This is a genomic window from Pseudoalteromonas sp. PPB1, from assembly GCF_015356275.1.
GTDB classification, from domain to species: Bacteria; Pseudomonadota; Gammaproteobacteria; order Enterobacterales; family Alteromonadaceae; genus Pseudoalteromonas; species Pseudoalteromonas rubra_D.
Genome location: NZ_JACEQV010000014.1, coordinates 129,629 through 152,521 on the forward strand (window position 1 = coordinate 129,629; position 22,893 = coordinate 152,521).

The 22,893-nt window shown below is 49.5% G+C and carries 14 protein-coding genes and 1 pseudogene; 11 read left to right on the forward strand and 4 right to left on the reverse strand.

The features are described from left to right. Nucleotides 1-98: 98 nt before the first annotated feature. From IY568_RS15505 to IY568_RS15525, 5 genes are all read left to right on the forward strand, one after another. Nucleotides 99-1,043 carry a chemotaxis protein CheV gene (locus IY568_RS15505; RefSeq protein WP_010386153.1) on the forward strand — a complete coding sequence of 315 codons (945 nt, stop codon included), beginning with the start codon at nt 99-101 and terminating at the stop codon, nt 1,041-1,043. Nucleotides 1,044-1,190: 147 nt separating this feature from the next. After that, complete coding sequence (gene uvrD / locus IY568_RS15510) at nt 1,191-3,356, forward strand: DNA helicase II (RefSeq protein ID WP_194868031.1); 2,166 nt, start codon at nt 1,191-1,193, stop codon at nt 3,354-3,356. Then, on the forward strand, nt 3,259-5,439 hold the full coding sequence (locus IY568_RS15515; RefSeq protein WP_194868032.1) for a GNAT family N-acetyltransferase: 2,181 nt from the start codon (nt 3,259-3,261) through the stop codon (nt 5,437-5,439). Before uvrD ends, IY568_RS15515 begins: the two co-directional genes overlap by 98 nt. After that, nucleotides 5,384-6,475 (forward strand): ABC transporter substrate-binding protein, encoded by a 1,092-nt coding sequence (locus IY568_RS15520; RefSeq protein WP_138537844.1) that lies wholly within the window; start codon nt 5,384-5,386, stop codon nt 6,473-6,475. Before IY568_RS15515 ends, IY568_RS15520 begins: the two co-directional genes overlap by 56 nt. A 41-nt stretch (nt 6,476-6,516) precedes the next feature. Continuing rightward, entirely contained in the window at nt 6,517-7,365 is an 849-nt protein-coding gene (locus tag IY568_RS15525) for a chemotaxis protein CheW (RefSeq protein WP_010386146.1), read from the forward strand. Between the two features lie 217 nt (nt 7,366-7,582). Here IY568_RS15525 and typA read toward each other — a convergent pair whose 3' ends face one another. Beyond that, nucleotides 7,583-9,403, reverse strand: coding sequence for a translational GTPase TypA (gene typA / locus IY568_RS15530; RefSeq protein ID WP_049863695.1), 1,821 nt, complete (start codon nt 9,401-9,403; stop codon nt 7,583-7,585). Nucleotides 9,404-10,178: 775 nt separating this feature from the next. Here typA and glnA point away from each other — a divergent pair. From glnA to IY568_RS15560, 6 genes are all read left to right on the forward strand, one after another. Next, entirely contained in the window at nt 10,179-11,585 is a 1,407-nt protein-coding gene (glnA, locus tag IY568_RS15535) for a glutamate--ammonia ligase (protein ID WP_010386144.1), read from the forward strand. A gap of 231 nt (nt 11,586-11,816) precedes the next feature. Then, nucleotides 11,817-12,353, forward strand: a complete 537-nt coding sequence (locus IY568_RS15540; protein ID WP_171045038.1) for a DUF4124 domain-containing protein — start codon at nt 11,817-11,819, stop codon at nt 12,351-12,353. A 57-nt stretch (nt 12,354-12,410) separates the two neighbouring features. After that, a complete protein-coding gene (glnL, locus tag IY568_RS15545) occupies nt 12,411-13,472 on the forward strand; it encodes a nitrogen regulation protein NR(II) (protein WP_125563015.1) in 1,062 nt (353 codons plus the stop codon). Nucleotides 13,473-13,524: 52 nt separating this feature from the next. Further along, nucleotides 13,525-14,925 carry a nitrogen regulation protein NR(I) gene (gene ntrC / locus IY568_RS15550; protein WP_125563014.1) on the forward strand — a complete coding sequence of 467 codons (1,401 nt, stop codon included), beginning with the start codon at nt 13,525-13,527 and terminating at the stop codon, nt 14,923-14,925. A 108-nt stretch (nt 14,926-15,033) separates the two neighbouring features. Further along, nucleotides 15,034-15,210 (forward strand): hypothetical protein, encoded by a 177-nt coding sequence (locus IY568_RS15555; protein WP_164517604.1) that lies wholly within the window; start codon nt 15,034-15,036, stop codon nt 15,208-15,210. A 115-nt stretch (nt 15,211-15,325) separates the two neighbouring features. Next, the gene (locus IY568_RS15560) at nt 15,326-15,784 is read left to right on the forward strand and encodes a cyclic nucleotide-binding domain-containing protein (RefSeq protein ID WP_010386139.1); all 459 of its coding nucleotides are present in this window, start codon (nt 15,326-15,328) and stop codon (nt 15,782-15,784) included. 37 nt (nt 15,785-15,821) lie between these two features. On the opposite strand, the pseudogene IY568_RS15565 reads toward IY568_RS15560, so the two are convergent. The 3 genes and pseudogenes from IY568_RS15565 to IY568_RS15575 all read right to left on the reverse strand — a co-directional run bounded on the left by IY568_RS15565 (nt 15,822) and on the right by IY568_RS15575 (nt 22,329). Continuing rightward, nucleotides 15,822-17,059, reverse strand: a pseudogene (locus tag IY568_RS15565) (cysteine desulfurase-like protein). Between the two features lie 9 nt (nt 17,060-17,068). Further along, nucleotides 17,069-17,701 (reverse strand): 2OG-Fe dioxygenase family protein, encoded by a 633-nt coding sequence (locus tag IY568_RS15570; protein WP_138537846.1) that lies wholly within the window; start codon nt 17,699-17,701, stop codon nt 17,069-17,071. 257 nt (nt 17,702-17,958) lie between these two features. Continuing rightward, nucleotides 17,959-22,329, reverse strand: a complete 4,371-nt coding sequence (locus IY568_RS15575) for a leucine-rich repeat domain-containing protein (RefSeq protein WP_194868033.1) — start codon at nt 22,327-22,329, stop codon at nt 17,959-17,961. Nucleotides 22,330-22,893 lie beyond the last annotated feature (564 nt).

Here is a 22,893-nt window from a genome sequence, read left to right on the forward strand (position 1 = left end):
ACTCAGCCTGATTGGGCTCAATTTGTGCGCACAGAAAGTATTAATTTATTTACTAATAAGTATATACTGAGGGAAGGTACATATATTAGGGTAGCTTTATGGCCGGAGTATTAGCATCCGTTGATCAACGCACACAACTGGTGGGAGAAAACCGCCTCGAGCTACTGTTGTTTCATTTGCACAGCCGACATCTGTTTGCACTCAATGTGTTTAAAGTCAAAGAAGTCGTTAAGTTGCCACATCTTAACAAGATGCCCAATGCCCATCCGAAAATAGCCGGTGTTACTACCATTCGGGGTGAGTCTATCCCGGTGATCGATTTACGCCAGGCGATCTGCATGCCGCATTGTGAATACGACAGTGACAGCAATCTGGTGATCACCGAATATAACCGAACCATTCAGGCATTTCTGGTGGGCAAAGTCGACCAGATAGTTAACACCACCTGGTCTGATATCATGCCGCCCCCGCGCTCAGTGGGTCGCAACCATTACCTCACCGCACTGACCAAGCTCAAGCGCGGCGACCAGGAGTTACTGGTAGAGATCATTGACGTCGAGAAGGTGCTGGCCGAGATCATTGCGTACGACGTGGTGATCCCCGAAAATATCCTCGACAAAACTATCATCAACGAGTTTCAGGGCCGCAAGATTTTGCATGTGGATGACTCTCCCACGGCACGTCGTCAGGTCTCCGATACGCTGGCTCAGCTGGGCATCGAAGTGCTACCCGCAACCGATGGCCACGAAGCCCTTAAGCTGCTCCAACACTGGGCAGATGAGGGCATAGACGTGAACAAAGAACTCATGGCAGTGATCACCGATGCTGAAATGCCAGTTATGGATGGCTACCGACTAACCTATGAAATACGTAACGATAGCCGCCTAAAAGACCTCTATATCGTGCTCAATACCTCGCTCAGTGGCAGCTTTAACAAAGCCATGGTAGAGAAGGTGGGGTGTGATGTTTTCTTATCTAAATTTCAGCCGGACCGACTGGTTGATGAAATGCAACGTCGACTGAAAGACGTACTGAATCAATAACTGTATATAAAAACAGGTTAAGTAAAAATTAAACCTTATATTTTTCAAATGGTTAATTTTAACTATGTGCAAAATACCCGCACCAAACTGGGCTTTGTGCCCTGCCCTAGGTATACTTTGCGCTGAATAAAGACGATGGGCGCAAAGATGGACGTATCAGAATTACTTGATGGCTTAAACGACAAACAACGTGAGGCGGTTGCCGCACCGCTACAAAATATGCTGGTATTAGCGGGCGCAGGCTCGGGCAAAACCCGGGTGCTGGTACATCGCATCGCCTGGCTCATGCAGGTTGAGCAGGCCTCCGCGTACAGCATTTTTGCCGTGACCTTTACCAACAAAGCCGCCAAAGAGATGCGTACCCGGGTCGAAGAGACCTTGCAAAACCCGGTCGGTGGCATGTGGATCGGCACGTTCCATGGCCTAGCGCATCGTATTTTGCGCGCCCATCACCGCGAAGCCAGGCTGCCAGAATCGTTTCAGATCCTGGATTCCGACGACCAGCTGAGAATGATCAAACGTCTGCTGAAGTCGATGAACATCGACGACAAAAAGTGGCCACCTAAGCAACTTAGTTGGTATATCAGCGCGCGCAAAGACGAAGGCCAACGTCCAAAAGACATCACCGCTCATGACGTCAACGAGCAATTGATGTTGCAGGTGTATACTGCCTATCAGGATGCCTGTGATCGTGCCGGTCTGGTCGACTTTGCCGAAATTTTGCTGCGTTGCTACGAAGTACTGCAACAAAACCCGACGCTGCTGCGCCATTACCAGCAACGCTTCCGCCATATGCTGGTCGACGAATTTCAGGATACCAACAGCATTCAGTATTTATGGCTAAAACTACTCGCCGGCAGCGACAGCAACATCATGATAGTGGGCGATGACGACCAAAGCATTTACGGCTGGCGAGGCGCACGGATTGAGAACATCAAACGCTTCTTAACCGACTTCGACGCGCAAACCATCCGCCTTGAGCAAAACTACCGCTCCACCGGCACCATATTGAAAGCGTCTAACGCGCTGATCCAGAATAATGCTGAGCGTATGGGCAAAAGCCTCTGGACCGACGGCAATCAGGGCGAACCTATCTCTGTATACGCCGCATTTAACGAGCTGGACGAAGCCCGTTTTATGGTTGGTAAAGTCAAGTCCTGGCTTCAGGGCGGTAACGCGCTGAGCGACTGTGCCGTGCTTTACCGTAGTAACGCCCAATCTCGGGTGCTGGAAGAAGCCTTGCTACAGGAAGGCCTGAAGTATCGCATTTACGGCGGTATGCGCTTCTTCGAACGTCAGGAGATCAAAGACGCCCTGTCTTATTTGCGTTTGATCAGCAACCGCAATGACGACGCTGCGTTTGAACGGGTGATTAATACCCCGGCACGCGGTATCGGCGATAAAACCCTGAGCCATATTCGAGACTGTGCCCGGGCCGAGTCGCTCCCCCTGTGGTACGCGGCCAAAGCTGTGCTGGAGCAAGGCCACCTGGCTGGCCGCGCCGCCACCGTCATTCGTCGCTTCATTGAACTGGTTGAACAGCTGGACGACAAACTGATGGAGCTCGAACTGGCCGATCAAGCCAAAACCACCATAGAGCAATCAGGTCTTCTGGCCATGTATCAGGCCGAGAAAGGTGAAAAAGGCCGTGCCCGGGTAGAAAACCTCGAGGAATTGATCAACGCCTGTGGTCAGTTTGATTTACCCGCTGAAGAAGAGTTCACCTCGCCACTACAAGGTTTCTTAGCCTATACCTCACTGGAATCTGGCGAAGGTCAGGCCGATGAACACGAAGATGCCGTGCAAATGATGACACTGCACTCGGCCAAGGGCCTCGAGTTCCCGCTGGTTTTTATGGTGGGCGTAGAAGAAGGCATGTTCCCTTCGCAGCAGAGCCACGAAGAATCTGGCCGTCTCGAAGAGGAACGCCGCTTGTGTTATGTAGGCATGACCCGGGCCATGGAAAAACTTTACATCAGTCATGCGGAAAGCCGCCGCCTGTATGGTCAGGAAAAATACCACAGCCCGTCACGTTTTTTGCGTGAAATCCCCGAAGACTGCCTGGAAGAAATTCGCATCAAGACGCAAGTTTCACGCCCAGCGCCTAGTGGTCGTTTCAGCGGCTCGGTGAGCCATGCAGCATTTGAAGACAGCGGTTTCAGCCTCGGTCAGCGCGTATTACATGCTAAATTTGGTGCCGGCACGGTACTCAACTATGAAGGCAACGGCGCACAGTCACGAATTCAGGTCAATTTTGACGATGTCGGCAGCAAGTGGCTGGTCACTGCCTATGCCAGATTGCAAGCACTCTAAACTAACGAGCCTGCTCTCACAGCTTGGGCAGGCCCGACATCGCCAACTACTCCTGATCAGCGGCGAGCAAGACTGGAGCTACACTGAAGTACAGCGCCTGTTCCCTGCTATGCAAAATACGGCATTAGTGCTGAGCCAGCACGCAAGGCTGCCCGGAGCTTGCTGGCCTGAGCATTTGCATCAGGTACTGGGCCAGGAATACCCTTTTGTCATCTATGACCTGTTCAGCGGGCTAGTACCGAATACTCTCGCCGCCGCCGCAGGCACAGTACAAGCCGGTGGCGTGCTGATTGTGCTCTCCCCGGAGTTATCAAAGTGGCAAAGCTGGTGCGATCCGGCACTTGAGCGCTGGCTGTCCTATAACGAAACCGCGCAGTCCAGCCCCTACCTGCAACGTTGGCAAACACTGCTAAACAGAACTTCTGTATGGCAGATCAGTCAATCACAGGGTGACTTACTGCCACCACACTATGATGCACCGTATGCCACTTTGGATTTCAGTGAGCAACACCGTGCCCTCACGCAGCTGACCGCTCACTTACAGCAACCGACTCCCGGGCCCGTATTACTGAGTGCCGATCGTGGCCGTGGAAAGTCCTCGCTGCTTGGCAGACTGGCAGCTGGCTTGCCCGAGCTGAGTTTTGTGTTATGCGCGCAGCAACGCCGCGCCGTTCACAACAGTTTTGTCCATCTCGGTGCCGCGCTGGATAAATCGGTTACCGACAAACTTAATCAGCTTGCCAACCTGCGTTTTATGCCTCCTGATCAACTGCTTGCACAACGCCCTAGCTGTGATGTGCTGCTGGTTGACGAGGCCGCCGCAATCCCAGTACCGGTACTCATGGCATTACTTAAAGCCTACCCCAAAGTGGTGTTTTCCAGTACTCTGATTGGCTATGAAGGCAATGGCCGGGGCTATACGCTGCGCTTTGCCAGGCAGCTTACACACACCCACCCACAGCACCTGAGCTTATCCCTCAGTCAGCCGATCCGCTATGCCGAACGGGATCCGCTCGAAGCCCTGTTACGTCAGCTATTTGCACTGGATTGTGACTATCAACGTTCGTACACAGCAACAGCTCCCTTAGCATTCAGCGCTTGTTCGGGCGCACAGTTAGCAGAGGATGAGGATACTCTGTCTCAGGTGTTTGCCTTATTGGTCCTGGCACATTATCAAACATCTGTGAACGATCTGCGCCAGCTGCTCGACAGCCCGCATAACCGTTTATACCTTGCCCGGCAGCAAGGGACAGTGGTGGCGGTGTGTCTGCTAAAACTGGAAGGTGACTTTGATGCCGCACTCAGTGTGGATATTGCGGCAGCAACGCGGCGTCCTGCCGGGCATTTAATGGCACAGCAACTTGCGCAACTAACCGGTAATGCACAACTGGCACAAAAACGCGGGGCGCGGGTGGTACGGATCGCCGTGTCACCACACCAACAGGGACAACAGATTGGCAGCCAGTTATTGCGCTTTGCCGAGCAGCAACTGAGTGGCCAGGTTGACTATTTCGGCAGCAGTTTTGGCTGTAACACGCAATTACTCCGATTCTGGCAGCACCACCAGTATCGGCCCGTCAAACTGGGCTTTAAACAAGATAAAGCCAGCGGTGAGTTTGCTGTCCTGGTGATCAAACCCTGTACTGAGAACGTTGCGCTTGAGCCGCTACAACAGTGGTTTAAGCATCTGCTGTTCAATCAACTCAGTGAGTTATATCGTGACTTTTCCTGTGCTTTGGTTATCGAGCTATGTAAAACCCTGCCACAAAACGAGCCCGACCCTGTGCTGGTGCAACAGCTAAACTACTTTGCACACACCACAGCAGGAGAGCAACAAATCGCGGCCCTGATCAGCACACTGTGTCGCAATCATCCTGTGCTGTTGGACCGATTATCAGCCAGTTCCCAAGTCACAACGATTCGGCTATTATTACAACGTCACCCACCAAAAGTATTAGATGATGCTTTGGACCTGGCTACAAAAAAACAACGACAAGCCGCTTTGCGGTCAATAGTGACGGAAGTACATGCTGAAATTAATCTCAATCCTGAGTTGTTGCATCGCTCTGCTGAGCAGCCCTAAGCTTATCGCTGACGAGGTGCTCAAGCTTGGCATGTCGGTTGCCCTGAGCGGACCGGCCAAAGACATTGGCCAGCAACTCAAACAAGGCGCCCAGCTGTATTTTGAGTATGCCAATGGCCTGCCAGACAGGTCCCACCCCAAAGTGTCACTGATGGTACTGGATGATGGCTATGAGCCCGCCCGCACCGTCGTAAATACCCGTTACCTGATTGATCAGCATAAAGTCATGGCGCTCTTTGGCAACATGGGCACACCTACGGCACACGCTATTCAGGCAATCCTGACGCATCATCAGCTCCCTTTCCTGGTGCCCTTTACCGGAGCAGACTTTCTGCGCTTCAACACCCCCTACCCGGTGTTTAACTGGCGAGCCAGCTATCTGGATGAAGCCAATGAGCAGGTTCGCTACCTGGTGGATGAACAAGGACATAAAGCCATTGCCCTGTTGATCCAGGCCGACGAGTTTGGCCTGACGCTGGAAAAAAGCTTTCGTCAGGCACTGACCGCCAGGGGCCTCAAACCCAAAGTAACGGCCCGCTTTCGGCGCAACAGTGCCGATATCAACAAAGCCCTAAAGGTGATCATGCGCAATGAAGTCACAGCCGTGGCGATGATAGGCACTTATCAGCCCCTCTCGCTTTTTATTGATAAAGCGATGCACCGGGGTTTTAAAGGCACCTTTACCGGTGTCTCTTTCACTTCTTCCACCGCGCTGTTTGCCCAGCTGACCAGCAAACCAGCGCTGATGATCAGCGAAGTGGTACCCGACCCAAGCAAGTGCCAGGCGCAATTATGTGCGTTATTTCGCTCTTTGATTCACAAACAACACTTAGCAACCAGTCCGCAGATTTTTGAAGGGTTTCTCAACGCCGCCATTTTTATTTCAGCGCTCGACTACTGCCCCAGGCCGGTCACGCGCGCGTGCCTGGCCAACGCAATGCAGCAGGTATTGGAAAAAGACCCGGCGATACGCACGATTTTTGGCCTCTCTGACACTGAGAATAAACCCCGCGTGTATCGATCTTACTTTCAATAATGTCTATGCTTAGGACATCAAGTTAACGTACAGAGGCAGACATGGACTTAATCAATTTTCGGGTAGGGAAAAAAACCATTTCATTAAAAATATTGGATATCCTGCTGACCGAGCGCTACGAAGGTAACCTCACCTCTCTGCCCAATGATAATCCCAGCTTTATGGGCGTCAAAGACTACATGGGCACACCCACCCCCATCTTTGACTTAGGTTTAATCTTAAATAACCAGTCTTCCTACGACATTAACAAGTCTCTGGTCACTATGTTGCAGGAGCGAGAGCAAGATCAAAAAGCCTGGCTGGCAGAGCTGGAGCGCTGCATATACAACGATCAGCCTTTTACCCAGGCCAAGGACCCAAAGCAATCCGCTTTTGGTAAGTGGTACTACAGTTTTAAAACCGACAACGATGACCTGCGTACGCTATTGGCGCGCTTTGAAGAGCCACATAATAAGCTCCATGCACTGGCTGACAAACTGCTCACCATCAATGCCAAGGGCGATAAAACCGAGGCTCTGAGATTACTGGAAAAAGAAAAATCCACCACCTTTATGAAGCTGATCCGGCTGTTTGAATCGGCTCGCGACCAAATCATTCTCGACCATAAGCCCATCATTGTCTTCACCACGCAAGATGGTCAGCGCCCACATATTGGTTTGTTAGTTGACCAGGTAGAAGACAATATTCACTGCGATGAATCAGACATCAAATCCCTACACGAAATGACCAGTATGGGATTTGAAATTGACCCTCAAACGCGCAAGATGATGAAAGGGCTGATTAAACAAGGAGAGCATCACAGCCTGGTGCTGGACCCCAGCGCCATCTTCCGTCCGGATCACTTACAAGACTATGAACCGGAAGAAACAGAAGCCTATGGGTTATTCTGATCTTGCCAACTGCAGCAACAGAGATTAATCCGCACGGTGAATAAAGGGCAGATAAAACAAGAAAAACACCTGAGCCTGGTGCTGGATCCCAGCGCTATTTTCTACTCAGGTCATTTGCAATGACGATGAACCGGAAGAAATAAAAGCCCTCTTGCCGAGAGCAGCAACAAAAAAACGCCGCGAATGCGGCGTTTTCTAGTATTCGACAAGTAATTGCTTACTTGGCCTGACGGCTCGCGCGCTTACGCTCGCTCTCTGTCAGTAGCTTCTTACGAATACGGATGCTTTCTGGTGTTACTTCTACCAGCTCATCGTCATCGATGAATTCAAGTGCCTGCTCAAGCGTCATGATGATTGGCGGAACCAGGTTCTGCGCTTCATCAGTACCAGATGCACGTACGTTGGTTAGCTGCTTACCTTTCAGGGCATTAACAGTCAGGTCGTTATCACGTGCGTGAATACCGATGATCATCCCTTCGTACACTTCTACACCGTGACCAATGAACAACTTACCACGGTCTTGCAGGTTGAACAGGGCGTTAGTCAGCGCTTTACCAGCCGCGTTTGCAATCAGTACACCGTTCTTACGTTGACCAATGTTACCACCTTTGTGTGGACCATAGTGATCAAACGTGTGGTACATCAGACCAGAACCTGAAGTCAGCGTCATGAAGTCAGTCTGAAAACCGATCAGGCCACGAGAAGGCATCACGAAGTCCATACGGATACGGCCTTTACCATCTGGTGCCATGTCCGTCATTTCTGCTTTACGCAGACCCAGTTGCTCCATAATTGAGCCCTGGTGCTCTTCCTGAACGTCAACCGTCACGGTCTCATACGGTTCTTCCAGTTGGCCGTCTACTTCGCGCAGGATTACCTCTGGACGAGATACTGCCAGCTCGTAACCTTCACGACGCATGTTTTCAATCAGGATGCCTAAGTGCAATTCACCACGGCCAGATACGCGGAAGCTATCCGGGTTATCAGTTTCTTCAACGCGCAATGCAACGTTGTGTACCAGTTCCGCCTGAAGACGCTCAAGAATGTTACGTGAAGTAACGAATTTACCTTCCTGACCAGAGAACGGTGACGTGTTTACAGAGAAGGTCATGGTTACTGTCGGCTCGTCAACAGATAGCGCAGGTAGCGCTTCTACTGCGTTTACATCACACACAGTGTCAGAGATTTTCAGCTCACCCAGACCTGTGATAGCGATGATGTCACCCGCCTGTGCTTCTTGCGCTTCGTGGCGATCAAGACCAAGATACGTCAGAACCTGACCGACTTTACCGTTACGTGTCGTGCCATCAGCACCAACGATAGTCACCTGCTGGTTGACTTTAACGGTACCACGCTTGATACGACCTACACCGATTACACCAATGTATGAGTTATAGTCCAGCTGAGAGATCTGCATCTGGAAGTCACCCTCTGGATCTGCATCCGGCTGGCCAACTTGCTCTACGATAGCTTCGAACATAGGCTGCATGTTGTCAGACGGTTCGTCCAGGTCTAATGTCGCCCAACCGTTAATCGCTGATGCGTAGATAACCTGGAAGTCCAGCTGCTCGTCAGTCGCGCCTAAGTTATCGAACAGGTCAAATACCTGATCCATAACCCAATCAGGACGTGCGCCTGGCTTGTCGATCTTGTTGATAACAACGATAGGTTTCAGACCCAGCGCGAATGCTTTTTGCGTTACGAAACGCGTTTGTGGCATTGGACCTTCTTGGGCATCAACCAGTAGCAATACTGAGTCAACCATTGAAAGTACACGTTCTACCTCACCACCAAAGTCGGCGTGTCCCGGGGTGTCTACGATATTGATGTGGTAGTCATTCCACTCGATGGCCGTGTTTTTCGCCAGGATGGTGATGCCACGCTCTTTTTCAATATCATTCGAGTCCATGACACGCTCTTCGTTGCCACCGCGTGTCTCTAATGTGCCAGATTGTTCCAGCAGCTTATCGACTAGGGTAGTTTTACCATGGTCAACGTGCGCGATGATCGCGATATTTCTTAACTTTTCAATGCTCATATTTTTACTCAGAGAAGTTGGCCCTCAGTGATCCTAGTCGAATCGCGCAAAAATGCGCACCTAAGATGCCGATCCACAATTAAAGGTCGCGTATTATCCCCTAATAATGTGACAGATGAAAGTTTATCCAGCGTTTTTTTCTGCTCAGTATGCCTAAACACGCAATTGTCTGCGCCCAATGAACCGACTCAGAAGAGAACAAACAGTAAGGACTGTCATTAAGGCAACAAGTTTGCACCAGAGCACCAACCCCCTGATCCGGCCACAACTTTTAATCCTGACAGACAAGCGTGAAGTCAGTATGACGGCTCGCGTCATCCTGAAAAAAGGTGACTATTGAGACGACAACGCCGCTCAGGCCAAGCGACTCTGAAACCTTGCTCACCGCCTTTGCTCATACTGGTCGCACTCTGACATATCACAGCAAGCTCCGGCACTATGCACTTACAAGATACGACTCATCGGGTCTGTGCACTTGCATGCAGGCACTTTTATCCTGTCCATCTAGCTTGCCACCGCAACGAGAAATAAAATACGCTCTGACCCGCAGGATACGGTTTCAACTGTGCTAGATTAAAACCGTGCATAACGCACCCACATGGTGCATCAACAGTATTCTTAACGCACCAAATTAGTGCAAAACTGTTTTTTATTTGTTTAGATATAAACTAAACCCTTTATAAACATGTAGTTAAAAAATTGGCACGAATAACGCTTAGTAGTGCGCAAATGCAGAGCACTGCAACAAAATATAACCCTACGAGTCGGAGGACACATGTCACAATCGGTTTTAGATCTTATTAAAGAACATGACGTTAAATTTGTTGATTTACGTTTCACGGATACTAAAGGTAAAGAGCAACACGTTTCTATTCCTCATCACCAGGCCGATGAAGACTTCTTTGAAGATGGCAAAATGTTCGACGGCTCATCTATCGCAGGTTGGAAAGGCATCAACGAATCAGACATGGTACTGATGCCAGATGCAACGACTGCTAAGCTAGACCCTTTCTCAGAAGAGACCACTCTGATTGTACGTTGTGACGTGCTTGAGCCTTCAACTATGCAAGGGTATGAGCGTGACCCGCGTTCTGTTGCAAAACGTGCTGAAGACTACATGCGTTCTACCGGCATTGCTGACACAGTATTGTTCGGTCCTGAGCCTGAATTCTTCCTGTTTGACGACGTCAAGTTCAAAACAGATATGTCTGGCTCTATGTACAAGATTGATGCGCAAGAAGCGAGCTGGAACTCAGATAAAAGCTACGAAGAAGGCAACATGGGCCACCGTCCTGGCGTCAAAGGCGGTTACTTCCCGGTTGCACCCGTTGATTCGTCAGGTGACTGGCGTAGTGCAACCTGTCTTGTTCTGGAAGAAATGGGTCAGGTTGTAGAAGCACACCACCATGAAGTAGCAACAGCGGGTCAGAACGAGATCGCAACGCGCTTCAATACGATGGTTATCAAGGCTGACGAAATTCAGGAAATGAAGTACGTTATCCACAACATGGCACACCTGTATGGCAAAACGGCGACCTTCATGCCTAAGCCTGTGGTTGGCGACAACGGTTCAGGTATGCACTGTCACCAGTCACTAGGTAAAGATGGTAAAAACATCTTTGCTGGCGACAAGTACGGCGGCCTGTCTGAAGACGCGCTTTACTACATCGGTGGTATCATCAAGCACGCTAAAGCCATCAACGCGTTTGCCAATGCTTCAACTAACTCTTACAAGCGTTTGGTACCTGGCTTTGAAGCACCTGTTATGCTGGCGTACTCTGCACGTAACCGTTCTGCGTCAATCCGTATTCCGGTTGTCCCGTCTGAAAAAGCACGTCGTATTGAAGTCCGCTTCCCGGATCCAACTGCCAACCCTTACCTGGCATTCTCTGCCATGCTGATGGCAGGCCTTGATGGTATCAAAAACAAGATCCACCCTGGCGATGCAATGGACAAAGACCTATACGACCTGCCAGCTGAAGAAGCTGCAGAGATCCCTACCGTTGCCTCTTCACTGCAAGAAGCACTGGACTCTCTGGACGCAGACCGTGAATTCCTAATCCAAGGTGGCGTATTCACTAACGACCTGATCGACGCGTACATCGCATTGAAATCTCAGGAAGTTGAAAAGCTGAACATGACAACTCACCCGGTTGAGTTCGAAATGTACTACAGCGTATAAGCTGGTTTTCAGTGTTCTGGTGTGTGTGAGCTGTTACAGCTGACACACTGCGCGATCCGGAATGCTTATTTCAGCTGCATTCACTCACTGATCAGTCCGCTGGTCGTGAAAGAACAGGCTGACTCTGCGCTCTTAAATCATATGTGTTCTCAAGCCCGCAATGCGGGCTTTTTTCATGCCGGTGCAATGGTAAACTTGCGCTAAAAGCACTAAAGTTATAGCTGGTAATGTGTGTCTTTTAAGCAAGGTGAAATCGTGTTGCGGCTTTATTGGGTGATTCTCTGTTTGGTGTACAGCGCAAGTGCTGTGTCAGATCAAAAAGTCTACCGCTGGAAAGACGAAAATGGTAACTGGGTCTATTCGGATGTGCCAAAAAAAGGCTCTGAGAAGGTCAAATTGAGCACCAATATGCTCACCATGCCAGCGACTGACACCAGTATTTTAACGCCCACACAGTCCACGCCCACCGTTTCTTATCAGGCAAAAATTACAGCCCCAAGCGATCAGCAAACGCTACGTGAAAACAGCGGTAGCGTGTATGTGAATGGCCTGGTGACACCGCGCTTTGCAAATGGTTTTCAGGTTCAGCTGTTTCTTGATGGCAAAGCGACCGGGCCCAAACAAACCACAGCATCTTTTGCGTTACGCGATGTGCCCAGAGGGGAACACAAATTGCAAATGAAAGTATTTAATGACAAAGGCAAGCTGGTTGCCCAAAGTGCAGTAACCACCTTTTTTCTGCACCGCGCCAGCGTGCTCAACCGTTGATTATAATAATAGGTGTGCTAATCTGCTGTGCACCAACTTGGTGCAAGGCGATCCAATATGGCACAACCCTCCTCAGAATTAATACATGAATTATGGCAAAATCTATCCACTGCAGTGATCTTACTGACCGAAGACCTCACCATCTATTTTGCCAACAACAGCGCCAGCGAACTCCTTGGCCTGGGCAGTAAACGCTTACTAAATCAGCCATTCGAAGCGATTTTTCATCACCATATGATCGACATGAAGCGGCTTCAGCGTTACGTACTGGAAGACGGTGTCGATTGCCAGCAACACAAGGTTGACGTGGTCTTCATCGATAATCGCGCCAGCACACTAAACCTGTTTGCACGTCGTTTTATGTTCCAAAACCGGGCATTTATCCAACTAGAATGTCGCCGTATCGATGAAGAACTGCGATTCGATCAGGCCTTTAATCAGGCCCACCAATATCAGGCTGCCCGCAACTTGATCCGCGGCCTGGCACACGAAATCAAAAATCCGTTGGGTGGGATCCGAGGAGCGGCGCAATTATTGCAGTATGAAGTGCAGCAGGAAGAGCGGGACGAATGCGCAGAGTTAATTATTGAGCAAGCGGATCGCCTGACCGAGTTGGTAGACCGGCTACTGGGCCCTAACGAATTGCCTCGCAAAGAGCCTTGTAATGTCCATCGTATGTTGGAGTCGGTGATCCGGCTCAGTGAACTCGATGGGGCCGCTGGGATCCGCCTGGTCAAAGACTATGACCCGAGCATTCCGGATGTGGTTATGGATGAAGCCAAAATCCAGCAGGTGGTGTTAAACATTATCCGCAACGCACAACAGGCGCTGGGTGAGCAAGGCGAGATAAAAGTGTCAACCCGGATCCGTCATCGTATCAGACGCGGTAAGCAACTGATGAAAAAAGCGTTGCAGATCAGGGTCACAGATAACGGCCCCGGCATTGCCCAGGAAATGCAGGCCACCTTGTTTTACCCTATGGTAACCAACAAGGAAGGTGGTTCTGGATTAGGCTTGTCTATTGCCCAAACACTGGTCGAGCAACACCATGGTTTCATCGATTGCGACAGCTGGCCTGGCCATACTGAGTTTGCCATCTACCTGCCCTTTGAAGCATAAACGCGTCTTGTGACGTGCGTTCATAACCTATTTTGAGAAGTGGGATCACACCATGAAAAATGTTTGGCTTGTCGATGATGATGCATCTATTCGCTTTGTTCTGGAAAAAGCGCTGGCGCGTGCAGACTTTCAAACTGAGAGTTTCTCTAATGGCCAGGATGTACTCACCGCGCTGACCTATGATCAACCCGCAGTATTGATCTCAGATGTCAGAATGCCCGGCATAGATGGTATGGCCTTGCTGGAAGAAATCGCAGAGCAACACCCCAACCTGCCAGTCATCATCATGACTGCCCATTCCGATCTGGATTCGGCGGTCAATGCCTTTCAAAAGGGGGCGTTTGAATATCTCGCCAAGCCGTTTGATCTGGACGAAGCCGTCTCTCTGGTGGAGCGCGCTTATCAGGCCAGCTCACAAAATAACAAAGCGAAGCGCCCCAGCAACAATGCCAAACAGCCCGATATCATTGGTGAAGCGCCGGCCATGCAGGAGGTTTTCCGGGCCATCGGTAAACTCTCGGTCTCCAGCATGAGCGTATTGATCAACGGAGAGTCGGGCACAGGTAAAGAACTGGTGGCTGGCGCTTTGCACAACCACAGTCCGCGCCGGGAGCAGCCGTTTATCGCACTGAATATGGCAGCCATTCCCAAAGACCTCGTTGAATCTGAACTCTTTGGCCACGAAAAAGGCGCCTTTACCGGTGCAGACAGCATACGTCGGGGACGGTTTGAACAGGCTAATGGTGGTACGCTGTTTCTGGATGAAATCGGCGACATGCCACTGGATGTGCAAACCCGCCTGCTCAGAGTGCTGGCAGATGGCGAGTTTTACCGGGTAGGCGGCCATCACAGCGTTAAGGTCGACGTGCGGATCATTGCGGCCACCCATCAGGACCTGGAGCGCCTGGTAGAACAGGGGGAGTTTCGCGAAGACTTATTCCACCGCCTGAATGTCGTTCGGCTTAAGCTGCCGCCGCTGCGTGAGCGCCGAGAAGACATTGCCAAACTGAGTGAGAACTTTCTCGTACGCAGTGCCAAAGAGTTAAAAGTCCCTTGCAAGATACTAACAACCGAAGCGCTCAAGGTTATGCAGGCATTTCACTGGCCAGGTAACGTGCGTCAGCTTGAAAACAGCTGTCGCTGGTTAACGGTGATGGCACCTGGTGATGTCATCAATGTCGCTGACCTGCCAGAAGAGCTGAACCAGCCAATCAAAGCTACCGCTGTGGATGCCATTGAAGGTGACTGGCTGGATGCCTTTCAAAACTGGCTGGAACAAGAGCTCCATCAGGGCAAAGAAGACATCTGGCCTCAGGTACAGGCCCAGCTGGAGACCCGCCTGATCAAAACTGCGCTGGCCGTATGCCATGGTCACAAGCAGGAAGCGGCGCTGAAAATTGGCTGGGGCCGTAATACCCTGACCCGCAAATTGAAGGAACGAAACTTTACCTGAGAAAAGCGTTGCCTGTATGAAAAAACATCACTTGTTCCTAAAAGCTTGAACTCGTACTTTTAATAAGTGCACTTTGCACACTAAAACTACAACATTTAAGGAACGACTATGAAAATCAGCTTACAGAAAAAATCGCTCAAACGCTTGAACAACAAAACGCCATTAGCTCAGGAGCTAACACCACAAGCTGCAGGTGGTATGTATGCCAGCTCACCCTATAACAAGGGATGTATGACCTATCAAGGACTAACTTGCCCAACCTCTCCGTATGATCCAGGCTGCTAATTATACACCTGACTGCCGAGTGAAAGCCCGGCAGTTTTCGAACTGGCTTCTGCCTTGACCCCATTGTAAAAAGCAAGCACTATGCTGTCATATCGATCCGAACTTGCTTTATATCATGAAACTACTGGAGCATATCCCACTGATCAAACAGTTGGAAATTCTCAACAGACTCACCTTTTTCAAAGAGTTTACGCTGTCCGAACGTCAGGTGCTGCTTGAGTCCTTTAGCCATCTGTACCTGGTCAGCAAAGACAGGCACGCATTTCGGCGTTTTGATAAAGACAATCGACTGTACATTGTGCTCAGTGGTGAGCTGTCTATCTACAACCAGGATCAACATCATGCCATTGGCCGGGTCGGCCCAGGTGAATTTCTCGGCGAAGGCGCTTTTATTTCTCACCGGGAACGCAGCACCAGCGCACTGGCATGCAAAGACACCATCCTGCTGGCTATTACGCCCGATGCATTGACACGTTTACCTAATGTGATCAGAGAGAAAATCAAAGATAAGATCATTGAAGGGATGAGTGCACGGATCAGTCAACTCAACCATTATATTGAAGACCATTTATGAACACTCAAAAAAGGCGCCCTCAGGCGCCTTTTTGGTATTACTGTGCCAGTAATGCTTCGAAGTGTCCGAACAAGGTGTCCAGCTCTTCAATTGTGTTGTAGTGCATACAACCGATACGCACAACTCCACCGCTTTGCATCACACCCAGCTGTTCACATAAGCCCTGTGCATAGAAGTTACCATCCCACACACAAATATGCTGTTTACCCAGGTATTCAGACACGGTGCGTGGTGCAATGCCATCAAAGGTTAATGCAAACGTGGGGGTGCGCTCGCCAAGCGCGCCGTGTCTTTGATTCCATACAAACGGATTTGCGGAAATGCCTGCAGGCGTGACAAGAAGTATTCACTTAACGCCATTTCATGAGCTTTGGTATTGGCAAAAGCCACACCCAGACGTTCCCGTCGCGGGGTATCTTCAGGTAATCCACTCAGCGAGGCAATATAGTCAATGGCTGCCACAACCCCAGCCAGCCCTTCAAAACTTTGGGTGCCCGTTTCCCAACGGCCCGGCACCACGTCTTTTGCAGGTTCGACTTTATACGGCGTAAAGCCAGCCAGGTGGGCCATTTTACCGTATACCACACCAACGTGTGGACCAAAGAACTTATAGACAGAGCAGGCCAGGAAATCACAGTCCAGCGCCTGAACATCGATCAGCTCATGGGGTGCATAGTGCACGGCATCAACGTATACCAGTGCACCAACCTGGTGCGCCAGTTCGACTATCTGTTTGATGTCATTGATAGAGCCGGTGGTATTAGACGCATAAGTCACGGCCACCAGCTTAGTCTTACTATTGAGCAGGCTACGGAAATGGTCCATATCCAGCGTGCAATCGGCTTCATTCACCTTCACTGCATGTACACTCGCCCCTTTATCCTCAGCAGCCTGACGCCATGACGAGACATTGGAGTAATGATCTGCATTGGTTACAATGATCTCATCACCAGCCTGCCAGTCGCGTGAAATCGCGCGACTAAAGCTGAACGTCAGGCTGGTCATGTTGGCACCAAAAACAATCTGCTCTTTGGCTGGCGCATTGAGCAAGTCCGCCACCGCCTGACGCGCATTGTCCATTAGCTCGACGGTTTTATCACTGGAGAAAAAGGCTCCACCCAGGTTGGAGTTAAAGTAACCCAGATACGCAGACATAGCACTGAGCACAGACTGCGGCACTTGCGAGCCACCCGGGCCATCCAGGAAAATAGGGGAACGGCCTGCCACTTGTTGCATCAGGGCAGGAAACTGACGACGCACTTGATTCAGATTCATAATGGCCTCTTACGCGGTAAATACAAAACAGTCCAGATACCCCGTTTGCGTGGCATCTAGCTTGTTCATTGGCGTCGCGTTGTGCCAAACCTCACGGTCATTGACCAGAGCAAACAGACCATCTTTGATCTCCATCTTAAAGCATGGCTCAGCGTCTTTGTGCTCGTATACCAGCAGCTCACCACCCGCGATGTTCTCATGCGACACACCACATACGCACACATGATCAAAACCATCCTGATGCACGCCTTCTGGTGCTGGCGGTGTATCACTCTCAATGGCCAGCATGCGGAACTGATGGACTTCGATGTCACGCTCATCGCTGATACCTGTCATTACTTTAAATTCATTCAGCAGGTGCTTGAAACCTTCGCTGTGGATCAGGTCTGCTTCCAGATTTTCATAAACACGCTCAATATTGCCCTGAAAGGTGTTGATTGAGTCGTCCTGCACAAAGGCTTTAGTCGGCTGTAAAGCCACTTCACCATTGGCGAATTTCAATACGGAATAACGACGTTTACGGAATGCACCATCCGCATAAGGGTTATCTGGCAGACGGTTAAACGAAGGTTTAACCGCATCGATGTGCGTTTGTTGAATAAAACGAAGTTGTAGCAAATTCTGGTTGTTTACTGCGGTCATTTTGCTCTCGCCTAGGGATGACAATTTGGCGGAGATCTTAATCCATTTAAAGGGGAATTGTGATTTTGAATCTGTTTATTTAGTCGGTTTAAAAGAATAATTAGCCTGTTTTTTGCAATTTTTTAAATCAAAAATACACAAGTTGCAAGTTCAGTGTTTACTGCATACAAAAACAGGACTTTGCATGCAAAGTCCTGTTTTAGCGTCAGCGTTGTGGCAATCTTGGTTACATTGCAAAACGCTGGGTGAGTACAGAGTTATGGTAGCGGCACGAACTCCACCTGCAACACACAGTAGCCTTGCAGTGGACCGAGTCGGTATACCGTGTCCAGTAACTCGCCCGGACAACCTGTGACACGACCAACCTGCTGACCGACATATGGATACAAGGTAAGTTCCAGAGACTGATTGTTGCCAAGCTCTACAACTGTTCCATCGACGCTGCCCTGCCCTGTGATAACAATCTCTGCCAGAGAGGACTGACTGTAAGTCAGGTTATCATACCCATTGTTCTGAACCTGTAACAGGTAAGAGACCGTGTCATCACTGAGCGGGTTTAAGTCAAACTCCAGTCGTACATTTCTATTTTGTATCGCCTCAACCCCGGAGACTGAGTTCAGTGCATTGGCATACACGTAGACATATTGTAGATGCGGATTATGCTGTAAATCTAATTCGGTAATGGACGTGTAGGAAAAAATCAGCTCCTCCAATAAAGTATTGTGGCTCAGGTCAATTTGCGTAAGCGGATTTCGGCTTAGATTCAACCGTCGGAGTTTGGTCAGACTGGACAAATCAACCTGCTCCAGTGCAGCCCCCTGCCAGGCCAATGATATCAGATTTGGATACTGCGCCAAATCGACCCAACGCGAGTCCACCCCACCGATACTCAAGAAGGAGAGACGCTCACCATCAAACTGCTCAAGCTGACTCACGAGTAAAGGGCTATCCGATATGCCCAGATGTTCAAGCTGTAACCCGTCAGCCAGCATAACAGACTGCAAGTGGGTATTTTCGTTAATGTATAGGCTTTTAAGCTGCGAATTATTCCTCAAATCCAGCGCACTCAGCAACGAAATGCGGCTTGCGTGAAGAACTTTCAGCATACGATTAGCGGACAACTCCAACTGTTCAAGCGGTGTATTGCTAATGTTTAGCGTTTCCAGCTCAAGGTTATGAATGAGCTCCAGCTGTGCCAGATTATTAAAAGCTAGCTCTAGCTCATTTAATCGTGGCATCCCACTCAACTGCATTGCAGTCAGGTTATTAAACTCAGCGCGGAACCTGGTCAGCATGGGGTGCTCACCTGTCAACACTTGCGTTAAATGATTTTCAGAAAGCTCCACACTGTACAGTGCGGTATTCTCAGTCATATCCAACTGCGCTAACGCGTTCCAACTGGCGTCCAAATAACGCAGCTGCAAATTGTTTTCAATACTCAGCGCACTCAGCGAATTTATGCTGACATCCAGGTCATGTAACTGAAGGTTATGCTCAAGGTTAAGTTCTTCAAGTCGGTTGCCTGACAATATCAGGGTTGTCAAATTGGGCCAGCTTTGTGCGTCGAACGTGCTTAGCGCATTGCCGGATAAATCCAGTTGATGCAGTGCGGTAAAACGTGCTAAACCTAACGATGCCAGAGTCTCATCATTGAGTCCGACACCATACAATTTCAGCTCCAGTAGCTGTTCAGGATCGGGCACAGTCAAGGCAGAAATACCGTGTTCGCTCCCCTCAATGCTGAGAGATGTCAGTTGACTCAAACCAGACAAATCGAACTCGCTGACGGCCACAGGACCAAGTGTCAGCTCTTGTAACCCAGTCAAATTATTCAATCCGTTCAGTGACTGGATTGCTTCACTCGATGTGCAAGACAGTGAGGTAATTGCCTGCGGAGACTGCACCGACATCTGGTTTACGCACTCAGCAAGGCGGGGATCCGTGATACCGGCCAGCTCTGCCAGATTGGCCTTTTCAACAAAAGTGGCGGTAATTTCACAATCCGTATCACGTGCTGGAATGTAATAATTCGGCTCGGATAGCTCACCACCACAGCCAGTGATGCTCTGCAGCATATAACCTGCCTCGGACTCAACATAGACATGCGCAGAGTGTCCTTCAGGGATTTCCTGATAGGCGGGATAAAAATTGCCCTGCCCTATTGTCTGAGTCGTGATCTCGTAACCATCAAAATCGTAATACCACTGTTGCTTATCAGACTCCTGACACCCCTGGCTGGCAGCATAAAGACAGATCTGCATACCCCTAACGTCATAATTCAGGAGCTCCACATAATGCGGTTGCTCATCGAGCATGAACGCTAACTTGCCATCTTCTAATTCGTACTGATGCACAACGCCATTGATAATTAACTGGTTTTTAACACTGTCTGGATGTTCTATGCTCCAAAACATAGGTCCAAACATGACTTTGTACCAACCCAAATCTTCGTCTTTTGCCCACATATCGTGAATATCTTCCAGGTTACTTGGCAAAAACTCTGTTTGTACTATTTCAGGGGTATAGTGATAGATCAGCAGACTATGATACAAAGAGGTTGTGTTACCCTCACTATCAAACTGCTCAAACTGACGACTTACATAATAATAATCATCAGATTGTGCTACTAACTGGTGTGTAACTTTAGCCTGCAAGGTGCAGTCTGGCATATTTGGCTTACACTCTGGGGTGCGTGTGTTGCTATAGCTGCCATATCTGTAACGCTCTCGTATTAACTCACCCTTGTCGACATACCAGGCATATTGCCAATCAAAAGTATCAATATACAGCTCACCACTGCTAAATAGATCCATATCGAAAGGGGTCTGGCTCATGCCAATGAACCCCTGCCAACGGCCAACCACGTTGCTGTCGGTGAATACCGCCTCCGGCTGCTGTTTAACCAGGATCCCATAGCGCGTATCGGCCATACCAGCCTCACCTTTGGCCAGGCTCACATATTGATAAGCAGCGCCGAGTTTTTTGGTTATCCAGAACACCTCAGTCACAGTGTGCTCGCCCGCTCGATAGTCAACCTCAAGCGTATTGCCATTTACCCGCCAGGCTAGTACCTCTCGCTTGGGATCCACAATGGGGGTAGAGATTTCTCCGTTCTGCTCCAGCTGATACTGATCCGGGAAACCACGGCCAGTTTGACCATCGCTTTCGCGCACCTCAATATGCCACAACCCCTGCATCTCTTCGTCACCCGGCAGGGCCAGGGTCATCCCTTTATCCAGCAAATTACTGGTATAAGCTTTTTCATATGGTTCTGTCTCTGGGTCATTCCCGCCGAACACAGCGATGCCCTGTTCAACAATGTCGACTGTTCTGAACACGGCATTTTCCGCCAGGATCGTCATTTCCAATGAATCAATGTAGACAGAGCGCTCTGGATCACTCTCCCGGGTTGAGATGTGTAACGGCTCCGCCAGGGTGATCTGGACTGTGTTGTTGTCTTGTTTCCAGCTTTTGATCTCCACAGTATTGATTGCGGAAATAGTACCTTTTCCAGAACCACTCAAGCTGACATGATATGCAGCAGCATTGAAGTGTTTCACCGCTTGCAGAATGAACTCGCCCTCAACAGGGGCTGTAGTATCGTCAATCAAGTCAACATCTTGCTTTATTGCAGCCTTCGTCGACTCAATCAACGCGGGATCTGCAGCATTGACGTCATTCTCAAATTGTTGAGCAGTGTGCGCATCGTCGACTAAATCCAATGTCGTCTTCACGCCTTCAGGGAGGCTATAATCACTATTATCAACAACAATCTTAATCAACGAAGCCAGCGACATTTTTTCGTCGGCATCAACATTTAATAACGCCTGGTTTAATTCAGCATCACTGGTTAGCATAGCGCCTGCGCGTGTCATCAACGCATATTCCGCAGTCGAAACGTTCGTAACATTAACGCCAAAGTTTTCAGTCTTATCGAGCTGACCATCTTCACCGGCTTGTTGTACCAACTGTGCCATGGAATTCAGCACAGAAACAAATTCAACCTGACTCTGTGCATCCACGCCGGTTGCTGAAATCATGACCGGGTAGTCTGCCTCACTTTCATCTACAACCAATGTCGCAGAATACAAGCCTTCTCCGTTTGCCTTGACCTGTACCTCAGATCCGCCCGCAGACAATACAACATCCGCATTGGCAATAGGCTCATCTGTCACGCGTCCATTCAGGGTAACTGAAACTGTATTGCGTTTGATCAGCACACTTTGGCTGGATTGCTGAGTCGCTCCCTGATCGTCGGTTACCATCACCGTAAAGGTAATAGTCGTATCTTCTTGGATATCCGGTACCGTATAGGTTGGCATTGCCGTATCCGTATCTGCTTCCGTCAAAGAAAGCGACGAACTGTGAGACCAGGCGTAACTGGCCACTTTGCCATCAGAATCGCTAGCACTGGCTGTCAGTGTAAATGCGAGGCGCTCCTGTTGCTCAGGCAAGGCTGCTATGCTCACCACCGGCGCCTGGTTCTGTTTAGGTGTAACAGCGCCCTGACCTGAGTCAGCTCCCGTGCTGTCACTTCCCCCTCCACATCCGCTCAATGCGAACGCCAAGGCAGCGGTAAGTGGCCACTTACTCTGACCTGAAACAATTAACCCCTTAATTTTAGTCATTATTGTACTTCCTGCATCAAGGTTATCCATCCTCGTAGTATTGTGTTGTGTCTAATCGCTTTTGTAGCGCAGTTTTAAACGCCTATTCTAACATTGTTTCTATTTCTTCAACAGGTGCATAAAATACAATTATTTTTTATTGCGGGTCATTAACAATGTAACTTATTGATAATACTAGCTTGCTTAATTCAATATTCTATTTGGAGGCGAGAAAATGGGGTCGATCACACCGTACCCGCGTCCTGCTATCGCTGAGACACCTACATTCATATAGACGAGGAACAAGTTTTACTCTTTGGTTGTTCTAACTGAGAAATTTTTAACGCTGTTAGCGCCCTATTTGCTCCTTCAAATAGGCTAGGTATTAAGTGACATTGGTATAATACTGTGGCGATGGAAAGGAGTTGATGCAAAAAGCAAGGCTTTACGTACAAAGCCCAGCCTTTTAATGGGTACTTTGAGTGGAAATTCAGAAATGGGATTAATTTGTCGTAACCACCTCTGCAACTGGCCAACTAGCAAGTGTTGATTGCAATAAGCGACCACCAGACATTCACAGCCCCC